Source organism: Biomaibacter sp. TOL, from assembly GCF_059717795.1.
In genome coordinates this window covers 1286427-1303842 of sequence record NZ_AP046092.1, presented here as the reverse complement: position 1 = coordinate 1303842, position 17416 = coordinate 1286427, and the positions used below count along the sequence as shown (strand labels likewise).

Here is a 17416-nt window from a genome sequence, read left to right as displayed (position 1 = left end):
AAAGGTGGTAAAAAATGATAACAATTTTGGCAAAACGTTTGAAAAAAATATCAATCATTCTCATAGTGTCAATGGTTTTTGGAGCTGTTCTGACCGGCTGCGGTGGAGCAAAGAACGATGCAGGCCAGAAAACTGCAGGCAACGAATCCGCACCCGCCGGCGAAAATATGATGGTGGCAAACCTGGGCTCTGAGCCGAAGACGATTGACCCGGCGCTGAACAACAGCGTCGACGGTTCAACCGTGATATTCAACATCTTTGAGGGCCTTGCAAGGATAGGGACAGACGACAAGCCGGAACCCGGCCTTGCCAGCAGTTGGGACATAAAGGACGGCGGCAAGACCTACGTATTTCATTTGCGGGACAACCTCAAATGGTCCGATGGGTCCCCGCTGACGGCCGAAGACATAAAATACGGCATAATGAGGGTGCTTGACCCCAAAGTCGCATCGTCGTATTCCTACCACGCTTTTCACATCAAAAACGCAAAGGCATACAATGAGGGAAGGGCAAAGGCCGATGATGTGGGCGTAAAAGTGCTGGATCCACGCACGATAGAGATAGACCTTGAATATCCCGTGCCGTATTTCCTGGATATCGTAGCATGGCATTTGCTTTTGCCGCTGAAAAAGGACATCGTCGAGAAAAACGAGAACTGGGCGAGCGATCCAAAGACGATAGTTTCAAACGGTCCGTTCAGGATTGTGGAATGGAAACACAACGATTACATGCTTCTGGAGAAAAACCCGTATTACTGGGATGCCGATAACGTTAAGCTCGACAAATTGAAGCTTGTCATGATCACCGATGCAAACACGGCACTTACAGCATTTCAGACGGGCAAGGTCGACTTGATTACGACACTTCCCCCGGTTCAGGCCGCTGAGCTTTTGAAGTCCGGCAAGGCGCAGTCAATAACGGAATTGGGGCCATATTTTCTTGCGTTCAATACCGCGAAAAAGCCGTTTGACAACCCGAAGGTGAGAAAGGCCCTGTCGCTTGCAATCGACAGGCAGGCCATAGTGGACACCATTTTAAAAGGAGGCCAGCAGGCCGCAACAGCGTATATACCGCCGCAGATTCCCGGCGGATCAAGCGGTAAAGATTTCAGGTCGGAAGGAAAGGATTATATAAGCCTGAAGGCAGACCCGGAGCAGGCCAAAAAACTTCTGGCTGAGGCTGGATATCCGGATGGCAAGGGTTTCCCGAAGATCACGTATATTTACAATGAGAGCAGCACGCATAAGGCTGTTGCGGAAGCGCTTCAGGCCATGTGGAAGAAAAATCTGGGCATAGATGTGGATCTGCAGGTGCAGGAATGGAAGGTGTTCATAAGCAACAGGACAAACGGCAATTACGAAATAGCCCGCCACGGATATATAGCCGATTTCAACGATGCCGGGTCACTGTTTGATTTGTGGGTCAGCGGATCGCCCAACAACGACGCCAAGTACAATAACCCTGAGTACGACAGGATAGTAAATGCCGCAACAAGGGAACAGGACCCTGTCAGGCGTTCTAAACTGTATCATCAGGCGGAAGACATATTGATGAACGACATGCCCGTTGCGCCGCTTTTCTACTACAATATCCAGTACATGCTGCAGCCTTATGTCAAAGGGATGCATATATCGCCGCTTGGCTGGTCGTTCTTCAGGACGGTCGAGATTCAGAAATAAATAGGGCGTAAGGGGTTTCCGTTTCGGGGCCCCTTTCTTTTTGAAAAAACGAGGTGCATGAAATGGATAATTGCAGCATTTTGCAGGCCGTATGCGAGGAAGGTGCGGTCTGCGGTGATGAGGCAAGATTAGCAGGCCTTATAAGAAAGATATTTTCAGAGTTCGGGCATGAAACAACGTGCGATAAAATGGGCAACATCATCATCCGCATTGCAAAAGGCTCAAAGAGAAAGCTCCTGATTTTTACCCATTATGACGAGCCGGGTCTTGTGATATGCGGCGCTGATGAAGGCGGATACCTTGATTTTGAAACGGTCGGGAACATTGAGCCGGGCGATCTAGCGGCGCAGGAGGTGCTGATATACGGAAAAAGGACTGTCGAAGGGGTAATAGGCATGAGGCCGCCCCACATCCTTTCTCTGGAAGAGAGGAAGGCACCCGTGGGAATGAGCGAGCTTAAAATTGATACGGGCCTAAGCAGGGGCGAAATTTTGGAGATAGCGCCGCCAGGAACCACTGCGGCTGTGAAAAGGCAGCTTATGCGGCTGCAAAAAAACATGGTTATGGCAAGGGCGCTGGGAGACAAAGCGGGCATAGCGGTGCTTCATATGTTTTTGAAAGACATGAAAAAGATAAATATGCGCATGAATGCGGATATATATATAGTAATGGGTACGCAGCACCACAGCGGATATAAAGGAGCAATGCGCGTATCATCCTATGTAAAGCCTGATGTTGCCATAGTCATTGATTCGGTAGAAGCAGGAAGCCGGGATTTTAAAGACGCTTTTGCAAAATGCGGCAAGGGGCCGGCAATTTACAGAGGACCCATAGCCCACCCCAGGCTTTCCCGGGCCATGATCGAATGTGCAAAAAGATCCGGCATCTCTCATCAGATAATTGCATCAGCCGAGAGGCACAACACTGATGCATGGGCGATTCAGGTAGCCTGCGGCGGAATCCCTACTGCCCTTATGATGCTCCCTGTAAGATACAGGCACAGTGCGGCAGAAATGATGGATTTGAGCGACTTAGAAAGTGCGGCCGGACTGCTGGGACGGTATGCAGAAAGCCTTGGAGACATGGATTGGGGTGATTTTCTTTGCTGGTGAAGAAGTTTGCGACCGCATGGGGAGTAAGCGGGGATGAAGGTGAAATCAGGCGGGTCATCGCGGACACGGTAAGGCCGTTTGTCGATCAAATTGAGTATGATGCGCTGGGCAGCATAATTGCGGCAAAAAAAGGCAAAAGACCCGGCCCAAAAGTCATGATATCGGCCCATATGGATGAAGTTGGGCTTTTGATAACAGGCATAAACGAAGACGGGACCCTTAGCTTTGAATGCTCGGGCGGAATAGACGCCAAGGTGCTGGGATCAAAGCCTGTTTACATAGGGGAAAATCGCGTGCCGGGCCTTGTCCGGTCAGGCTCAGAATGTTCCGGGCCTTACATCGACATCGGAGCCGCCTGTGCTGAAGAAGCCGAAAAGGCGGTGGAAGTGGGAGATTATGCTGTATTTGTCACGGAATTTACAAACTTCGGGAGCGGCTTAATAAAGTCCAGGGCGCTCGATGACAGAGTGGGATGCGCCGTGCTGGCGGAGATTTTGAAAAAAGACTATGACATCCCCGTATACGGCGTGTTTTCCGCACAGGAGGAGATAGGCGAAAGGGGCGCATTTGCGGCTGCATACCTCGTGAACCCTGACATCGGGATAGTGATAGAAGGCACGGTTTGCGCAGACATGACGCATGTTGAGGGATACAGGCAGTCGACCGTGCTCGGGGGCGGCCCCGCAATTTCCATTGCTGACAGGACCACTTACTTTGACATTGAATTGAGCAATTTGCTATGCGAACTTGCCATTTCGAACAATATCCGCTTTCAGCGAAGGAGAATCACGGGAGGCGGAAACGACGGCGGGGCGATTCACCTTACGGGCACGGGCGTGCGGTGCGTTACGGTGTCGGTGCCGTGCCGTTATATTCATTCGCCTGCAAGTGTCGCCAGCCTGAAGGATTATGAGGATACGATAAGGCTTATTTCACTTTTTCTGGAATATATTCAGCTTGGAGGGAAAATATAATGTCAGGGCTTCTGGAAAGGTTGTCTTCAGCCTATGGGCCGTCTGCCAACGAAAAGGCTGTTGCGAAGATAATTAAAGAGGAAATCAGCCCATTTGTGGACGAGATAAGGACGGATGCCTTGGGGAACCTGATCGCCGCAGTAAAAGGCGGCAAAAGGCGGGTTTGCATATCCGCACCAATGGATCAGGCGTGCCTGATTGCAAGACATATTGAAAAGTCAGGCAAAATAAGATTTGCTTCAATGGGCACTGACAGCCCCCTGAAGTTAATCAACGCCCGGGTTGCCTTTGAAGGTGCTGTTCAGGGCGTTGTGCTGCGGGACGATGAATCAAAAGGCGCCGATGGGCTATTTATCGATATCGGGGCAAAAAGCAGACTGGAAGCGGAAGAAGCCGTGAGGATAGGAGATGTTGCGGTTGCAAAGGGCGAGTACTATGAAAGGGATTTTGCTGTTATTGCTCCTGCACTTTCCACGAGAGCGTCATGCGCGTGCCTTGTTGATATAATAAAAAGATACACGAAAGGGCAAAAATACGAGGCATACTTTGTGTTCTCCTGCCAGAGCCTGCTCGGGGCAAGGGGGATGCAGGTGGCAGCAAGGGCAATCATCCCCGAAGCTGCGATAAGCATAGATTCGGTCCCGGCCGGGGAAAGCAGCGTATACCCGGGCTGCGGGCCGATAATGAGGCTGAGGGACGGCTCTGCGGCAGGCCACCCCGATTTAATAAGGGCAATTGAGGATGCATCACAGGACTTGAATATGACAGTGGAAAGAGCCGTTGATTTAAAAGAAATGTCGGATGTTTCGGGCATAAGCAGGGCAGGCCTTGATGCAACTGCAATATCGCTTGGGTATGCCGTTAAAAACCGTCACACTGCATCCGAGATAATAAATGTCGGGGATATTGAAAGACTGGCCTGTCTGATTTTGAATGTGCTGGATTCAGGGAGGATATGAGGTTTAAGGGAAAAAATTAATTGCGCGGGGGTGAGGGATTTGTTCACAATATTGAAGAATGGCAGGATATTAAATCCTGAAGACTGCGGGGAAAAGGATCTGCTCATTTGCGGCAGCATAGTTGCAAACATAAGCGAAGATATCATTCCGTCTCCTTCATACGGGGAAGTGGAAGTGATAGACGCCAAAGGCAGATATGTTGTGCCCGGCTTTATTGACCAGCACGTCCATATCATAGGCGGAGGCGGCGAGGCAGGGTTTGCCTCCCGAACACCGGAGGTGATGCTCAGCCACATAATCAGGGCAGGCATTACCACGGTTGTCGGGTGCCTAGGTACGGATGGCACAACAAGGCACGTAGCCTCCCTACTTGCAAAGGCCAGGGCGCTGGAAATCGAAGGAATATCGACTTACATATATACGGGTGCATATGAGGTTCCCACCAGAACAATAACCAACAATGTGAGGAATGACCTGATCCTTATCGACAAGGTGATAGGAGCGGGCGAAATTGCCATATCGGACTATCGCTCGGCCCAGCCCGGCAAAGAAGAGATAAAAAAACTGGCTGCAGAAGCACGCGTGGGAGGCATACTCAGCGGCAAGGCGGGCGTACTTCACCTCCATGTGGGAGACGGGCAAAGAAAACTTAGCATGGTATTTGAAATATTGGAAGAGACAGAGCTGCCCATAACCCAGTTCACCCCGACTCATATAAACCGGACGCAGTATCTCCTTGAGGACGGGATAAAATTTGCCAAAATGGGCGGCATGATAGATATGACATCAGGCGTATATCCCGACATTGGCGATATAAAGTCGTATAAGGCGTCGGAGGCGGTAAAATACTGTCTGGAAAGCGGTGTGCCAATAGAAAATATAACCATGAGCTCCGACGGAAACGGCAGCATGCCCATTTTTGACGAAAAGGGAAATATCCAGGGGTTACTGGTGGCAGAGCTTGATTCTCTGTACCAGGAATTCAAAGCCCTGGTTAAAGATGAAGGGTTAAAACTTTCTGATGCATTAAAGGTCATTACCCAAAACCCCGCAAAATCACTAAAGCTTTATCCGAAAAAGGGCACTATACAGATCGGCAGCGATGCGGATATCGTGGTTATGGATAAGGATTTGAACATAGAATATGTATTTGCGAAAGGTAAAATCATGGTTAAAGAGGGAAATGTTGTAGTTAAAGGTACATTTGAATAGCCGGGAATATTGAGAAGAAGGCCTTTGGGCCTTCTTTTTAATATTAACCGACAAATTATGATCTAAAGTTGTCAGGTTAAAACTTACCATGGAAGTAAGACAACCATAAGAGTAAGATTGATATCAAAGATTCTACATGCTATATTAATATGGGTGATGCGTTTAGCGAGCCGGGGTGTAACCCCTGTGCGGGAGCACATCGAAAATGCGGTGAAGCTCGCGGCCGCTCATGCCATAGCTTCTCTTATCACCGACGAAGAGGTTTCGCCGGATTACTGCATCCCCGGAGCCTTCGACAAAAGGGTGGCCGCCCATGTGGCATCAAGAGTCGCAAGAGCCGCCATGGAAACAAAGGTGGCAAGAATCATGATAGATCCGGAAAAACTCAAAGAGGAAATGCTAAAGTAGAAAATTGACCGGATAATGATAAAACCCCGGGTATTGTAGCCCGGGGTGAATTTTTGTGGGCCGCGTGCCCAGCAAAATCATAATTTGTCTGCCGGTGAAAGTCCGGTGCTGGTTGCCGCCACAGTGCCGGTTAGCTATAGGTTTAAGTCCCATTTTTTTTAGGACAAACGTCCTGTTATTGTTATAGGCCCTTACAGTAAAATTTTTCGACTTTTGAATCATGCGCGGATTTGTTTAAACTGCTATGATTAAAATCAAATAAGGGTTGAGAATTAAAAGTAAAAAGGAGGTCGGGAAAATGTTAAAACATTTCAAAAAATTATGGACCGGAGAAGAAGGACAGGGCATGGCCGAATACGGGCTTATTCTGGCACTGGTGGCCGTAGTGGTGATCGTGGCGCTGAAGGCTTTGGGGCAGGGTATCAATTCTAAATTTAATGATGTGACAAACGGTTTAAACGGCACAACTCCCACCACTCCATAAGTCAATAAGATTTAAAAAAAGGCATTTATCGTTGTTATATTGTTGGCCCTACTTTTCAGTAGGGCCGCTTTAACAACAAAACTCTATTGGAAAGAGCTGGTTTTATGGCGATTGCGGATTGTTTCCTTATTTTATTAATGGCAGTTTGCGTTTACACAGACATAAAATCCAAAAAGATTTATAACGTCGTGCTTTTCCCCGCGGCGGCCATAGGTCTTGCGAGCAATTTTTTATCGGGAGGAGCGACCGGAGGGATTACCGGAATAAAAGGCATGATGCTGGGTATGGCTCTTCTTTTGATACCCTTCATCCTGGGCGGGATGGGAGCGGGGGACGTCAAGCTTCTGGGAGTCGTGGGAGCCTTTAAAGGCCCCGGCTTCGTCTGGACAGCGTTTATTTTTACGGCCATCGTCGGAGGCGTTATCTCCGTGATAGTTATGGTAAAAAGCGGAGAATTTCCTGTACGGTTCAGAGCCACAATCCTTACCCTCTTTTCCGCATTTGGCGTTATTCCTCAAGTCGATTTGCTGGACTCCATCTACGAAGGTTCGGTCCAGACCTTTCCTTACGCCGTGGCCATTGCAGCGGGCACCGCTCTGGCATATGTGGTGAGGTGATTTTTCGTGATTGAGGTTTGTAGGCATTTAAAGAGCCGGAAGGGTCAGTCCATGGTGGAACTTGCCCTGATTTTGCCGGTCATTGTCCTGATACTGTTCGGCGTTCTGGAGTTCGGGCGCATTTTTTATTCATACATCGTTATAACTCATGCGGCAAGGGAAGGGGCCAGGGCCGGAGCAGTCGGCAAGACCGATGCGGAAATTATATCCAGGGTTCGGGATTCCGCTCCCCTGCCTGAGGCGGACACCAATTTGCATATAACAAGATTGGAGCCGAATGAGACCGCCCGGACACCGGGCGTGCCGTTCACCATAGAAGTAGCTTACGACGTGGAACTGGTGACTCCGCTTTTTGACAGCCTGCTGCCTAATCCTGTTACGCTAAAATCTCGGGCTACAATGAGGATAGAATGATGAAGAGGCTAAAGAGCTTTTTCAAAACAATTAGGCGGGACGAAAGAGGGACAGTGCTGGTGCTGGCCGCAGCCGTGATGACCGTACTCCTGGGTTTTGCCGCTCTGGTGACCGATGTGGGTGCCCTTGTGCTGGAAAAAAATCGTTTACAGAACGCATGCGACGCCGCCGCCCTGGCCGCCGCCCGGGAACTTCCATCCACTGAGGCGGCCAGGCAAAAGGCCCTGGAATACCTGGGGTATAACGGTGTTGCTCCGGAGGAGGCTATTATAAACTTTGATGCCGGGGGCACAAAGGTGACCGTGGAAGCGTCCCGCCGTGTAGATTTCACCTTTGCCCGGGTTTTTGGTATAAATAGCGGTAATGTTTCGACAAGGGCATCCGCCGTATTCGGCAGTGTGAAAAGCATAACCGGAGTGGTTCCCTTCGGTATTCCCGACCAGCCGCTGGTATACGGGCAGGAATACACCTTAAAATCCGGTTCCCACGATGCATACGGTCCGGGCAATTACGGCGCCCTGGCCCTGGAATTGAGGGGAGCGTCCAACTATGAAAACAATTTGAAATACGGTTACGGCGGCACTGTCAGTGTGGGAGACTGGGTGCTTACGGAACCGGGAAACATGTCGGGCCCTACCGAAGAAGGAGTGAATTACCGTTTGAGCCGGTGCCCGCATACACCTGGTTGCAGCATTGATTCTTATCACCCCGATTGCCCAAGAGTTATGATAGTGCCGATTTTCAACCCCACCGACTTGAGCGGCAGGGACAAAGTCAAGATAGTCGGGTTTGCAGCCTTCCTGTTGAAAGGAGTGGAAGGTTCAGGAAATAAAAGTATTGTTAAAGGATACTTTTTGCAAATGGTTCCGCCGGAAGGATTGCGTTATACCATAGACCCGAACGGAACCGACTACGGACTGCATGCGGCAAAGCTGATGGAATGATAATGGCGAGGAGAATTGAACTATGAAAAATAAACTCATCTTTTTACTGGCGATTATTTTTGGCCTTGCGGCTGCTTTTGGCGCATACAATTATATGGAAGATTTAAAAAGAACCTACAGGACATCCGGGAATTTCACCCGGGTGGCTACGGCGAAACAGAAAATTGCGGCCAGGACGGTCATAAGCGGCGATATGCTGGAATTCAAAGAAATGCCCGTGGAATACGTACTGCCGGGTACGGTGGTGGACGTCAAAGATGCGACGGGCAAGATGGCGCGCGGCGATATTTATCCGGGAGAGGTGATCCTGAGCAACAAACTGGTGGCGAGAACCGATGCCGCTGCGGGTCTTTCGGCGAAAGTGGAAAAGGGCAGGCGGGCTGTTTCTATTCCGGTCAACAACATAACCGCCATGCACGGGCTCATCAATGCGGGAGATCGTGTGGACGTGCTGGTCACTTTCAACGCGCCGGGTGAACAAAAAACTCCAGCCACATCCACCATAATTCAAAATGTACCGGTTCTGGCCGTCAATGGGAATCTTGCGACAGAAGGAGCATCGAAACAGGAGCCCCAGACCGTCACCGTTATGGTGGAACCGGAACAGGCTCAACAGATAGCCCTGGCCATCCAGCAGGGAAGCATTCAACTGGCGCTGCGCTCGCCGGACGATTCAGATATCGTACAGCTTCGCACGAGCATACCGGAACATTTAATGCGATAGCGGGGAGGTTTTTGTATGGCACCCATCAGGGTTTTAATAGCGGACGACATAGCTACCACGCGTGAAGACATAAAGCGTCTGCTTTATTTTGAGGACGACATAGAGGTGGTGGGCGAGGCCGGCGACGGCCATGAAGCAGTTTCCATGGCTGAGGAACTGAAACCCGACGTTATATTGATGGATATAAATATGCCCCGCCTGGACGGCATCGGCGCTACGGAGCAGATTTCCGTGAATTTGCCCCAGTGCGCCATCATTATAATTTCCATACAGGGGGAGCAGGAATACCTTCGCAAGGCCATGGCTGCCGGAGCCAGGGAATATCTGGTAAAGCCCTTCTCTGCCAATGAACTGGCAAACGCCATCCGCCGGGTCAACGAATCTCAGAAACGGCGCAACTTGAACCTTGTGCCGCAAACGCCCTCTAATGCCTCGCAGGGCTTCAAGCAAAAGCGCGGCAAAATAATCGCATTTTTCTGCACCAAGGGGGGTGTGGGCAAGACGACCCTGGCCTGCAACCTGGCCGTAGCTCTGGCGCAGGAGACCGGGAAAAAAGTGGCTCTGCTGGATCTGGACCTTACTGCGGGCGACGCCGCAGTTATGCTCAACATCAATGCCAGAAACACCATAGCCGATCTGATACAGGAACAGGATGTAATGGATTTTCAACTGGTGGACGTGTTTCTTATTCCGCACCTGTCGGGAGCAAGATTACTCCCGGCGCCGCTTTCTCCGGAGCAGGCGGAATTGATACACCCGCCGCATGTGGAACAGCTCTTGAAAATATTAAGGGAGAATTTCGATTATGTCATTGCGGATACCGCACCGCTTTATAGCGATATCAATCTCGAGGTGCTGGAAGCGTGTGATAGGATAGCGCTTGTTTTGAACCAGGACCTGACCACCCTGAAACACGTCAAAACCACTATTGACATCATGAAAACGCTGAACTGCGAGTCTAAAGTGAGGATTATTCTGAACCAGCAAAGCAACGAAGGACTGAAGGTCAAGGAACTGGAAAAGACGTTGAATACTGCCATAACGGCTGCGGTGCCCGACGACGGTAAAACGGTGCAGAGTGCCATCAACAAAGGGGTGCCTTTTGTTATGGGACAGCCTTTTGCTAAAGTGTCAGCCGCAGTGAAAGACATGATCGGCCTGCTGGACCTGGCCAAGGTGGATGAGGGCCGGGAAACGGTTGCCAAAAAGTCTTTTGTGACAAGAATGTTCAGTTTTTAGATTTGCCTTTTCGGCAAATCCGACTTAATCTGACCGCTGAAATCCGAACACTGATTGGGGAGTGACTGAAGATGTCGTTATTGAAGAGGCTTGAAAGCAAAAAGGCGACGGAGGATGTAAACCGGGAGGAACGAAAAACTCAAAGTCATTTTGTCCGGGACCCTTATGCCTCGTTGAAGGCCGGCCTGCACAAAAAGTTGGTCGACGAGCTTAAGGACGTTAAAGAATCCGAAGAAGGGGACAACAGATTCATGGCAAAACGCATAGAGGAACTGGTGGAGCGTTATTTGACTTCCGACGGCGAAAACCGCATTCCACGGCCAGAAAGGCTCCGGATAGCCGGAGAAATGGTCGATGAAATAATGGGTTACGGACCGATAACCTCTCTCCTTAACGACCCCGAAGTCAGCGAAATAATGGTCAACGGCCCCAACCAGGTTTATGTGGAAAGAAACGGTATACTGGAACTTACGGACGTCTTTTTTAGGGACAACGAGCATGTCATGAATATCATCGACAGGATAGTGTCACCTCTCGGAAGGCGCATAGACGAAAGCATGCCCATGGTGGATGCCCGACTGCCGGATGGTTCCCGGGTAAATGCCATTATACCTCCTTTCTCTTTAAACGGTCCTGTCATTACTATTCGAAAATTTTCAAGGGACCCTTTTACTGTGGAAGACCTGATTAATTTCGGCACACTGACACCCCAAATGGCGGCTTTTCTCGAAGCCTGCGTCAGGGCGAGACTCAATATCGTCGTATCCGGCGGCACCGGCAGCGGCAAAACAACCACGCTAAACGTGCTGTCTTCATTCATCCCACCTTCGGAAAGGATAGTCACCATAGAAGATGCAGCGGAGCTGCAGCTGCGCCAGCCTCATGTGGTTGCACTGGAGAGCCGTCCGCCGAACATCGAGGGCAAAGGAGCCATATCAATTCGAGACCTGGTGCGGAATGCTCTTCGCATGAGGCCAGATCGGATAATAGTGGGAGAGGTACGCAGCGGCGAGGCACTGGATATGCTGCAGGCAATGAACACTGGCCATGACGGCTCTCTCACCACCGGCCATGCCAATTCGCCTCGAGACATGCTTTCCCGCCTGGAAACCATGGTGCTGATGGCCGGGATGGATCTGCCGGTGCGCGCCATCCGGGAACAAATTTCTTCGGCCATCGATTTAATCATACAGCAAAGCCGCTTTAGAGATGGTTCGCGGCGTATTACACACATTACCGAAGTGCTGGGAATGGAAGGGGAGGTAATTGTATTACAGGATTTATACACCTTCCGTCAGACCGGGATAGATCGCGACGGAAAGGTAAAGGGGTATTTTTCCTGTACCGGGATCCGGCCTAAGTTCATGGAAATTCTTGAAGCCTGTGGTATCAAACTGCCTCCGAATGTTTTTGAACCTTCGATTTTATAGATTTGGGAGGACAGAAGGCATGGAAACCGTAAGCGTACTGGTTTTTCTGGCAAGTTTTTTGACGGTTCTGGGGATAAGCGAAGCCCTATCCTCGGACCAGAGGCAGGTGATGATGCGAATTAAAAAAATCGCTTCAAGGGACGCCCAGGGAGAAGAGGCTGCCGTCCAGCGTCATGTGGAATTATGGCGAAAATTGTTGACCTGGGCGGGTGGCTTATCTTTGACGCGTCGCATAGGACTTCTTGTAGATAGAAAACTGGAAGAAGCCGATATATTGCTCCGGGGAGGGGAATTTGTGGTTATTGTAATCGCATGTGCCCTCACCTCGTCGTTTGTTTCGTTTACAATAACTCTAAATCCTGCAGGAAGTATTATTCTGGGGCTTACGGCCGCCTTGATACCGTTTGCGGTTCTCAACGCCGCCAGAAACAAACGACTTTCAAATTTTAACGCCCAGATCTGCGACGCCCTGACCATTATGGCCAACTCCCTTCGTTCCGGTTTCAGCTTTTTGCAGAGTATGGGCATGGTGCGAAAAGAACTGCCGGATCCTATAAAAAAAGAGTTTACAAGGACATTAAAAGAAATAAACCTGGGGACCCCAACTGAAGAAGCCCTCGAAAACTTGGCAAAACGGGTGAACAGCGAAGACCTGGATCTGGTGATCACTGCGGTCCTTATCCAGAGACAGGTAGGGGGCAACCTTTCGGAAGTGCTGGACAATATTGCGGAAACCATCCGGGACCGCATACGCATTAAGCGGGAAATCCGGACCCTTACCGCCCAGGGTCGTATCTCGGGCCTTATCATAGGACTTTTGCCGCTGATCCTCGGGGGCTTCATGATGGTGGTAAAACCTTCATATATAATGCAACTTTTTTCCTCCAGAGTGGGATTGACTATGATGCTGCTGGCCATTGTGGGAGAGTTCACCGGTATGCTGATTATAAAGAAGATTGTGGACATCAAGTTTTAAGGAGGGCAATTACACCATGGCATTAATTTTGGTTCTGATAGGAGTCTTTGGCAGTGCGTTCACAATTACGCTGTTTTTATACCGATGGGTCTTCGGAGAAAGCATAAGAATGAGCAAGAGAGTGACCGAAGTGGTAGGCGCCGCCTCGATACCAATCAGACAGCAGGAATTATCATTTCCTTTTTTTCAGAGATTCATAAAACCCATTTTGACCGGTATGACCAGAGCTCTGGCGCGATATATGCCTGCAGCCGGAACGGAGACGCTTGAAAAAAGGCTTTTGGAAGCGGGCAGGCCGTGGAATCTTTCCCCACGGGAGCTGCTGGCGGTAAAGTATGTGCTGTCGGGAATAGGTGCCCTTATTTTAATAGAATTAGGGAAACTTTTGGGACAATCGGCGATACAGTCCGCGGTAATGGCCTTTGCAGGGTGCATTGCCGGGTGGATGTTGCCGGATGTTGTAATTAACTACAAAATACGGCAGCGCAAAGGGCAGGTGGAAAAAAATCTGCCCGATGTGCTGGATCTTATCACCGTGTGCGTGGAAGCGGGGCTGGGTTTTGACGCCGCACTGGCAAAGGTGGTGGAAAAGTCCGGAGGAGTCCTTGCTGACGAGCTGTATCAGGTTTTACAGGAAATAAGGATGGGAAAGCCACGGAGAGAAGCTTTGCGTGAAATGGCCGAGAGAGTTGCCGTTGACGACCTGTCTAATTTTGTGGGTTCAATCATCATGGCCGAGCAGCTGGGGGTGAGCATAGGGAATGTGCTGCGCCTGCAGTCAAAGGAATCCCGACAGAGGCGCCGTCAGCATGTGGAAGAGACGGCCATGAAGGCCCCTGTAAAAATGCTCATACCCATGGTAATGTTTATTTTTCCCGCTGTGTTCATCGTCTTACTGGGACCGGCGGCAATACAGATTATGAGGGTTTTCGGTTTTTAGGGGGAGAAAAATTTTGAAGGCGATTAATTCAACCAGGAAAACGGTCCTGGCGGAAAAGGTTGAGACCGCCATGAATTTCACAGGAAGGCTGGCGGGATTAATTTTCACAACGAATTTTAAAACCGGTATGGCTCTGCTTATCATGCCATGTTCATCCGTACATACATGGTTCATGAGATACTCAATTGATGTGGTTTTTCTGGACCGCGGCAACCGGATCTTAAGGGTGGCACAATCCATCCCGCCCTTTCGGATTGGCCCGGTGGTAAGAGGGGCCGCAAAAGTGCTGGAACTGCCCGTCAGGGTGTGCAGGGCCACAGGCACGGAAATTGGCGATGTGATTGAATTTATTTTGGAGGAATGATAAAATGGCAAAAAGCTCATACAGGGGTGGAGGCTTTTCTCTCACCTTCCGGTTGAGTCTTGGTTTTACGCTGCTCATAACTTTTTTGATGGGGGCTGTAGGTTTTTCCATATATGTGAGAGAACGCAATGTGTTCATAAACGGAGTTGTAGAGCGGGGGTGGGCCATGGTGCGTCTTGTCAATACGGTGGCGTCCGAGGCTATGATGTCGGGAAATTATGGCGTGCTTGGCGAGGTGATGAAAGATCTGCACGCCGACGGTTCAATCCTTGAAGCCGGAGTTTTTGACAAAAACGGCGATATAGTGGCGTCCTGCGGCTTTGAGAGGGGAGTTTCGGCCAGAGCAAAGGATATGGCAACAGCGGCAGACGTAAGAAAGCTTACGCCGATAAAGGACGGCAAAGGGAAGGTGACCGCCGTTGCATTTACATCGCCCATCTCAGACAGCGGTGGCAAATCCGTCGGCCATATTTATATTCTGACGGATTTCAGTTTTGTTGAAAGTTACCTGCGGCAAACGGTCTACAATATTATTTTCAACTTTGTGCTGGCAACTCTGGCGGGTCTCCTGCTGGCGCGCCTGATAATCATCAGGGCTGTGGGCCGTCCGATAAAAGGGCTTTTGCTGGCAACGGAGAGGGTAGCCATCGGCGATTTTTCGTACAAGCTGCCTGTAGCCACCGGGGATGAACTGGGACGGCTGGCCAGGGCTTTTAATGCCATGAGCGGGGAGCTGGGAGTTCTGTTTAATTCCATAAAAAGCATTGTAGGCGACATGTGCTCAACTTCAAAACTCGTTGCAAGGCATTCGGAACTTTTCGAAGTAGACTTTGAAAAAATGGATCCCGCCAGGCAGACGGAATTGATAAAGGAAATTAACTCGTGCGCCAGGCGCATTGCCCGTACAAGCGAACAGCTCAACTCATTGGCACTGCAGTTTAAGACGGAAAACTAAAAAATTTTCTATGCATGTTTGCAAATTTGTATTAAAATTAATATTAAAGAAATGCCCTCAGATTTTATCAAACTGTAAAATTGAGCGGATAAATGAAAAATTTGTTTTAGAAGGATGAAAGGCTTTGGTCAACATTGAAAACCTCGAGAGGATAATACAAAAGACGCGAAGAATTGTGGAAAAGAGCAAAGAGGAACTCTACCGGCTGGGAGAGAGCGCAAGGCTGGAATATGAGAAGACAAAGCAGGAACTGGAGTCGGTAAAGAAGGAAATAGCGAGTATTATCAAAGAGGTTGACGACCTGGAAAAAAATTACAATCAATCGAGGATTCGTTTAATGGAAGTCAGCCGGGATTTTAAGCATTACAGCGAAGAACAGATTAAAGAAGCTTACGAAGAAGCCAATAAAAAACAGATAGAGCTTTTGAGCAAGCGCGAGAAAGAAAAATTGCTTCGTCTGCAGAGGGACCACCTGGAGCGCAACCTCAAAAATTTAGAAATCACCATAAAGCGTTCGGAAGAATTGATGGCAAACGTTGGAATGGTGTTAAAGATATTGAGCAACGATCTTGAGTCCATCGGCAATAAGATAGGGGAAATGCAACAGATTCAGGCACTGGGCCTTTCTGTTATCATGGCTCAGGAAGAAGAGCGCAAGCGGGTGGCCAGAGAGATTCACGACGGGCCCGCCCAGAGCCTGGCAAATATAGTAATGAGGGCAGAGTTTTGTTTGAAGCTGATGGAAGTCAATCCGGCAATGCTGAAGGAGGAACTGTACGGTTTGATGGATCTGGTGCGCAGGAGCCTCCAGGACGTAAGGAAAATAATTTTCGACCTTCGTCCCATGGCCCTCGATGATCTGGGCCTTGTACCCGCTCTCAAGCGCTATGTTGAACAATATATGAAGGACTATGGTATCTACGTCGAAACAATACTGATGGGCAGGGAATACGAACTTTCCCAGTCGCTTGTGGTGGCCCTTTTTCGGGTCATCCAGGAATCCATGACAAATATCAGGAAATACGCCAGGGCCACGGAAGTGTTGATAAAAATCGAATTCTTGAAAAACAGGATAAATGTGGTCGTTCGGGACAACGGCTGCGGTTTTGACGTAGAAAAAGTGCTGGCCGAAAAAAGCGGCATGGCCTTTGGGCTTATCGGGATGAGAGAGCGAATTCAGTTGCTAAAAGGCAAGTTTGAAGTAAAATCTTCCCCGGGCCACGGGACGGAAGTGATTTTAAGCGTGCCGACGGCCCATGAGGAAAATGGTCTGGCCGGAGTTCGGAGAGGTGAGTGCGTTGCAGGAAAGCAAAAAACAAATTAAAGTAATTATTGCCGATGACCATGCCCTTCTTCGGGAGGGCATAATAAAAATCCTTTCGCTGGAACCGGATATTGCCGTGGTGGGGGAAGTCGAAGACGGCGACCAGGTGATAGAGCTTGCGAGGAATACCGAGGTCGACATCATACTGATGGATATAAACATGCCCAATGTTAACGGCATAAAAGCCACGCAAATAATAAAAGCGGAAAAGCCGGAGATAAGTATAATAGCCCTCACGATTCACGACCAGGAAGAGTATTTGTTTGAGCTTATAAGGAGCGGCATTTCAGGTTACGTATTAAAGGATGTCAGGCCCCAGGAGCTTGTGAAGACCATCCGGTGCGTGGCGGAAGGACAGGCCTTTATTCCTCCTTCACTCACCCCAAAGGTTTTTAAAGAACTCAACCGGCTTTCGAAAAAAAAAGGAAGAAGAATCTCGGCATCATTTTGACTTGACAGAGCGAGAAATGGAAGTGCTGCAGCAGATCTCCATGGGGCTTTCCAACAGGGAGATAGCCGAAAATCTCTATATAACCGAAAAGACGGTAAAGAACCACCTGACCAACATATTCCAGAAACTTGGGGTCAACGACCGCACCCAGGCCGTGCTGTTTGCAATCAAGCACAATCTGGTGGAAACTTGACATAATAGAAAAAAATA

Annotated in this window: 18 protein-coding genes and 1 pseudogene; all 19 read left to right on the top strand. The window is 49.5% G+C overall.

Annotated features, from left to right (window positions below):
* Positions 1–14 precede the first annotated feature (14 nt).
* A complete protein-coding gene (locus AC6I1H_RS06520) occupies positions 15–1679 on the top strand; it encodes a peptide ABC transporter substrate-binding protein (protein WP_497740149.1) in 1665 nt (554 codons plus the stop codon).
* Positions 1680–1741: 62 nt separating this feature from the next.
* The gene (locus AC6I1H_RS06515; protein ID WP_497740148.1) at positions 1742–2791 is read left to right on the top strand and encodes a zinc-binding metallopeptidase family protein; all 1050 of its coding nucleotides are present in this window, start codon (positions 1742–1744) and stop codon (positions 2789–2791) included.
* A complete protein-coding gene (locus AC6I1H_RS06510) occupies positions 2788–3765 on the top strand; it encodes a M42 family metallopeptidase (protein WP_497740725.1) in 978 nt (325 codons plus the stop codon). The genes AC6I1H_RS06515 and AC6I1H_RS06510 overlap by 4 nt, the downstream gene beginning before the upstream one ends.
* Positions 3765–4724, top strand: coding sequence for a hypothetical protein (locus AC6I1H_RS06505; RefSeq protein WP_497740147.1), 960 nt, complete (start codon positions 3765–3767; stop codon positions 4722–4724). Before AC6I1H_RS06510 ends, AC6I1H_RS06505 begins: the two co-directional genes overlap by 1 nt.
* Before the next feature lie 39 nt (positions 4725–4763).
* Entirely contained in the window at positions 4764–5936 is a 1173-nt protein-coding gene (gene iadA, locus AC6I1H_RS06500) for a beta-aspartyl-peptidase (protein WP_497740146.1), read from the top strand.
* Positions 5937–6122: 186 nt separating this feature from the next.
* Entirely contained in the window at positions 6123–6344 is a 222-nt protein-coding gene (locus AC6I1H_RS06495) for a hypothetical protein (protein WP_497740145.1), read from the top strand.
* 298 nt (positions 6345–6642) lie between these two features.
* On the top strand, positions 6643–6828 hold the full coding sequence (locus AC6I1H_RS06490) for a Flp family type IVb pilin (RefSeq protein WP_120766116.1): 186 nt from the start codon (positions 6643–6645) through the stop codon (positions 6826–6828).
* 104 nt (positions 6829–6932) lie between these two features.
* Entirely contained in the window at positions 6933–7445 is a 513-nt protein-coding gene (locus tag AC6I1H_RS06485; RefSeq protein WP_497740144.1) for an A24 family peptidase, read from the top strand.
* A 6-nt stretch (positions 7446–7451) separates the two neighbouring features.
* Positions 7452–7859 carry a TadE family protein gene (locus AC6I1H_RS06480; protein ID WP_147421234.1) on the top strand — a complete coding sequence of 136 codons (408 nt, stop codon included), beginning with the start codon at positions 7452–7454 and terminating at the stop codon, positions 7857–7859.
* The gene (locus tag AC6I1H_RS06475; protein ID WP_497740143.1) at positions 7856–8803 is read left to right on the top strand and encodes a pilus assembly protein TadG-related protein; all 948 of its coding nucleotides are present in this window, start codon (positions 7856–7858) and stop codon (positions 8801–8803) included. The genes AC6I1H_RS06480 and AC6I1H_RS06475 overlap by 4 nt, the downstream gene beginning before the upstream one ends.
* 22 nt (positions 8804–8825) lie before the next feature.
* Positions 8826–9527, top strand: coding sequence for a Flp pilus assembly protein CpaB (cpaB, locus tag AC6I1H_RS06470; protein WP_497740142.1), 702 nt, complete (start codon positions 8826–8828; stop codon positions 9525–9527).
* 15 nt (positions 9528–9542) lie between these two features.
* Positions 9543–10766, top strand: a complete 1224-nt coding sequence (locus tag AC6I1H_RS06465; RefSeq protein ID WP_497740141.1) for a CpaE/TadZ family protein — start codon at positions 9543–9545, stop codon at positions 10764–10766.
* Positions 10767–10837: 71 nt separating this feature from the next.
* Entirely contained in the window at positions 10838–12196 is a 1359-nt protein-coding gene (locus tag AC6I1H_RS06460; protein ID WP_497740140.1) for a TadA family conjugal transfer-associated ATPase, read from the top strand.
* 19 nt (positions 12197–12215) lie between these two features.
* The gene (locus tag AC6I1H_RS06455) at positions 12216–13172 is read left to right on the top strand and encodes a type II secretion system F family protein (protein ID WP_497740139.1); all 957 of its coding nucleotides are present in this window, start codon (positions 12216–12218) and stop codon (positions 13170–13172) included.
* A gap of 16 nt (positions 13173–13188) precedes the next feature.
* The gene (locus tag AC6I1H_RS06450; protein WP_497740138.1) at positions 13189–14112 is read left to right on the top strand and encodes a type II secretion system F family protein; all 924 of its coding nucleotides are present in this window, start codon (positions 13189–13191) and stop codon (positions 14110–14112) included.
* A gap of 13 nt (positions 14113–14125) precedes the next feature.
* A complete protein-coding gene (locus AC6I1H_RS06445) occupies positions 14126–14476 on the top strand; it encodes a DUF192 domain-containing protein (protein WP_497740137.1) in 351 nt (116 codons plus the stop codon).
* A 4-nt stretch (positions 14477–14480) separates the two neighbouring features.
* Complete coding sequence (locus tag AC6I1H_RS06440) at positions 14481–15431, top strand: HAMP domain-containing protein (protein WP_497740136.1); 951 nt, start codon at positions 14481–14483, stop codon at positions 15429–15431.
* Between the two features lie 124 nt (positions 15432–15555).
* Entirely contained in the window at positions 15556–16755 is a 1200-nt protein-coding gene (locus AC6I1H_RS06435) for a sensor histidine kinase (RefSeq protein WP_497740135.1), read from the top strand.
* Positions 16697–17399: pseudogene (locus AC6I1H_RS06430) on the top strand (response regulator). Before AC6I1H_RS06435 ends, AC6I1H_RS06430 begins: the two are co-directional and overlap by 59 nt.
* Positions 17400–17416 lie beyond the last annotated feature (17 nt).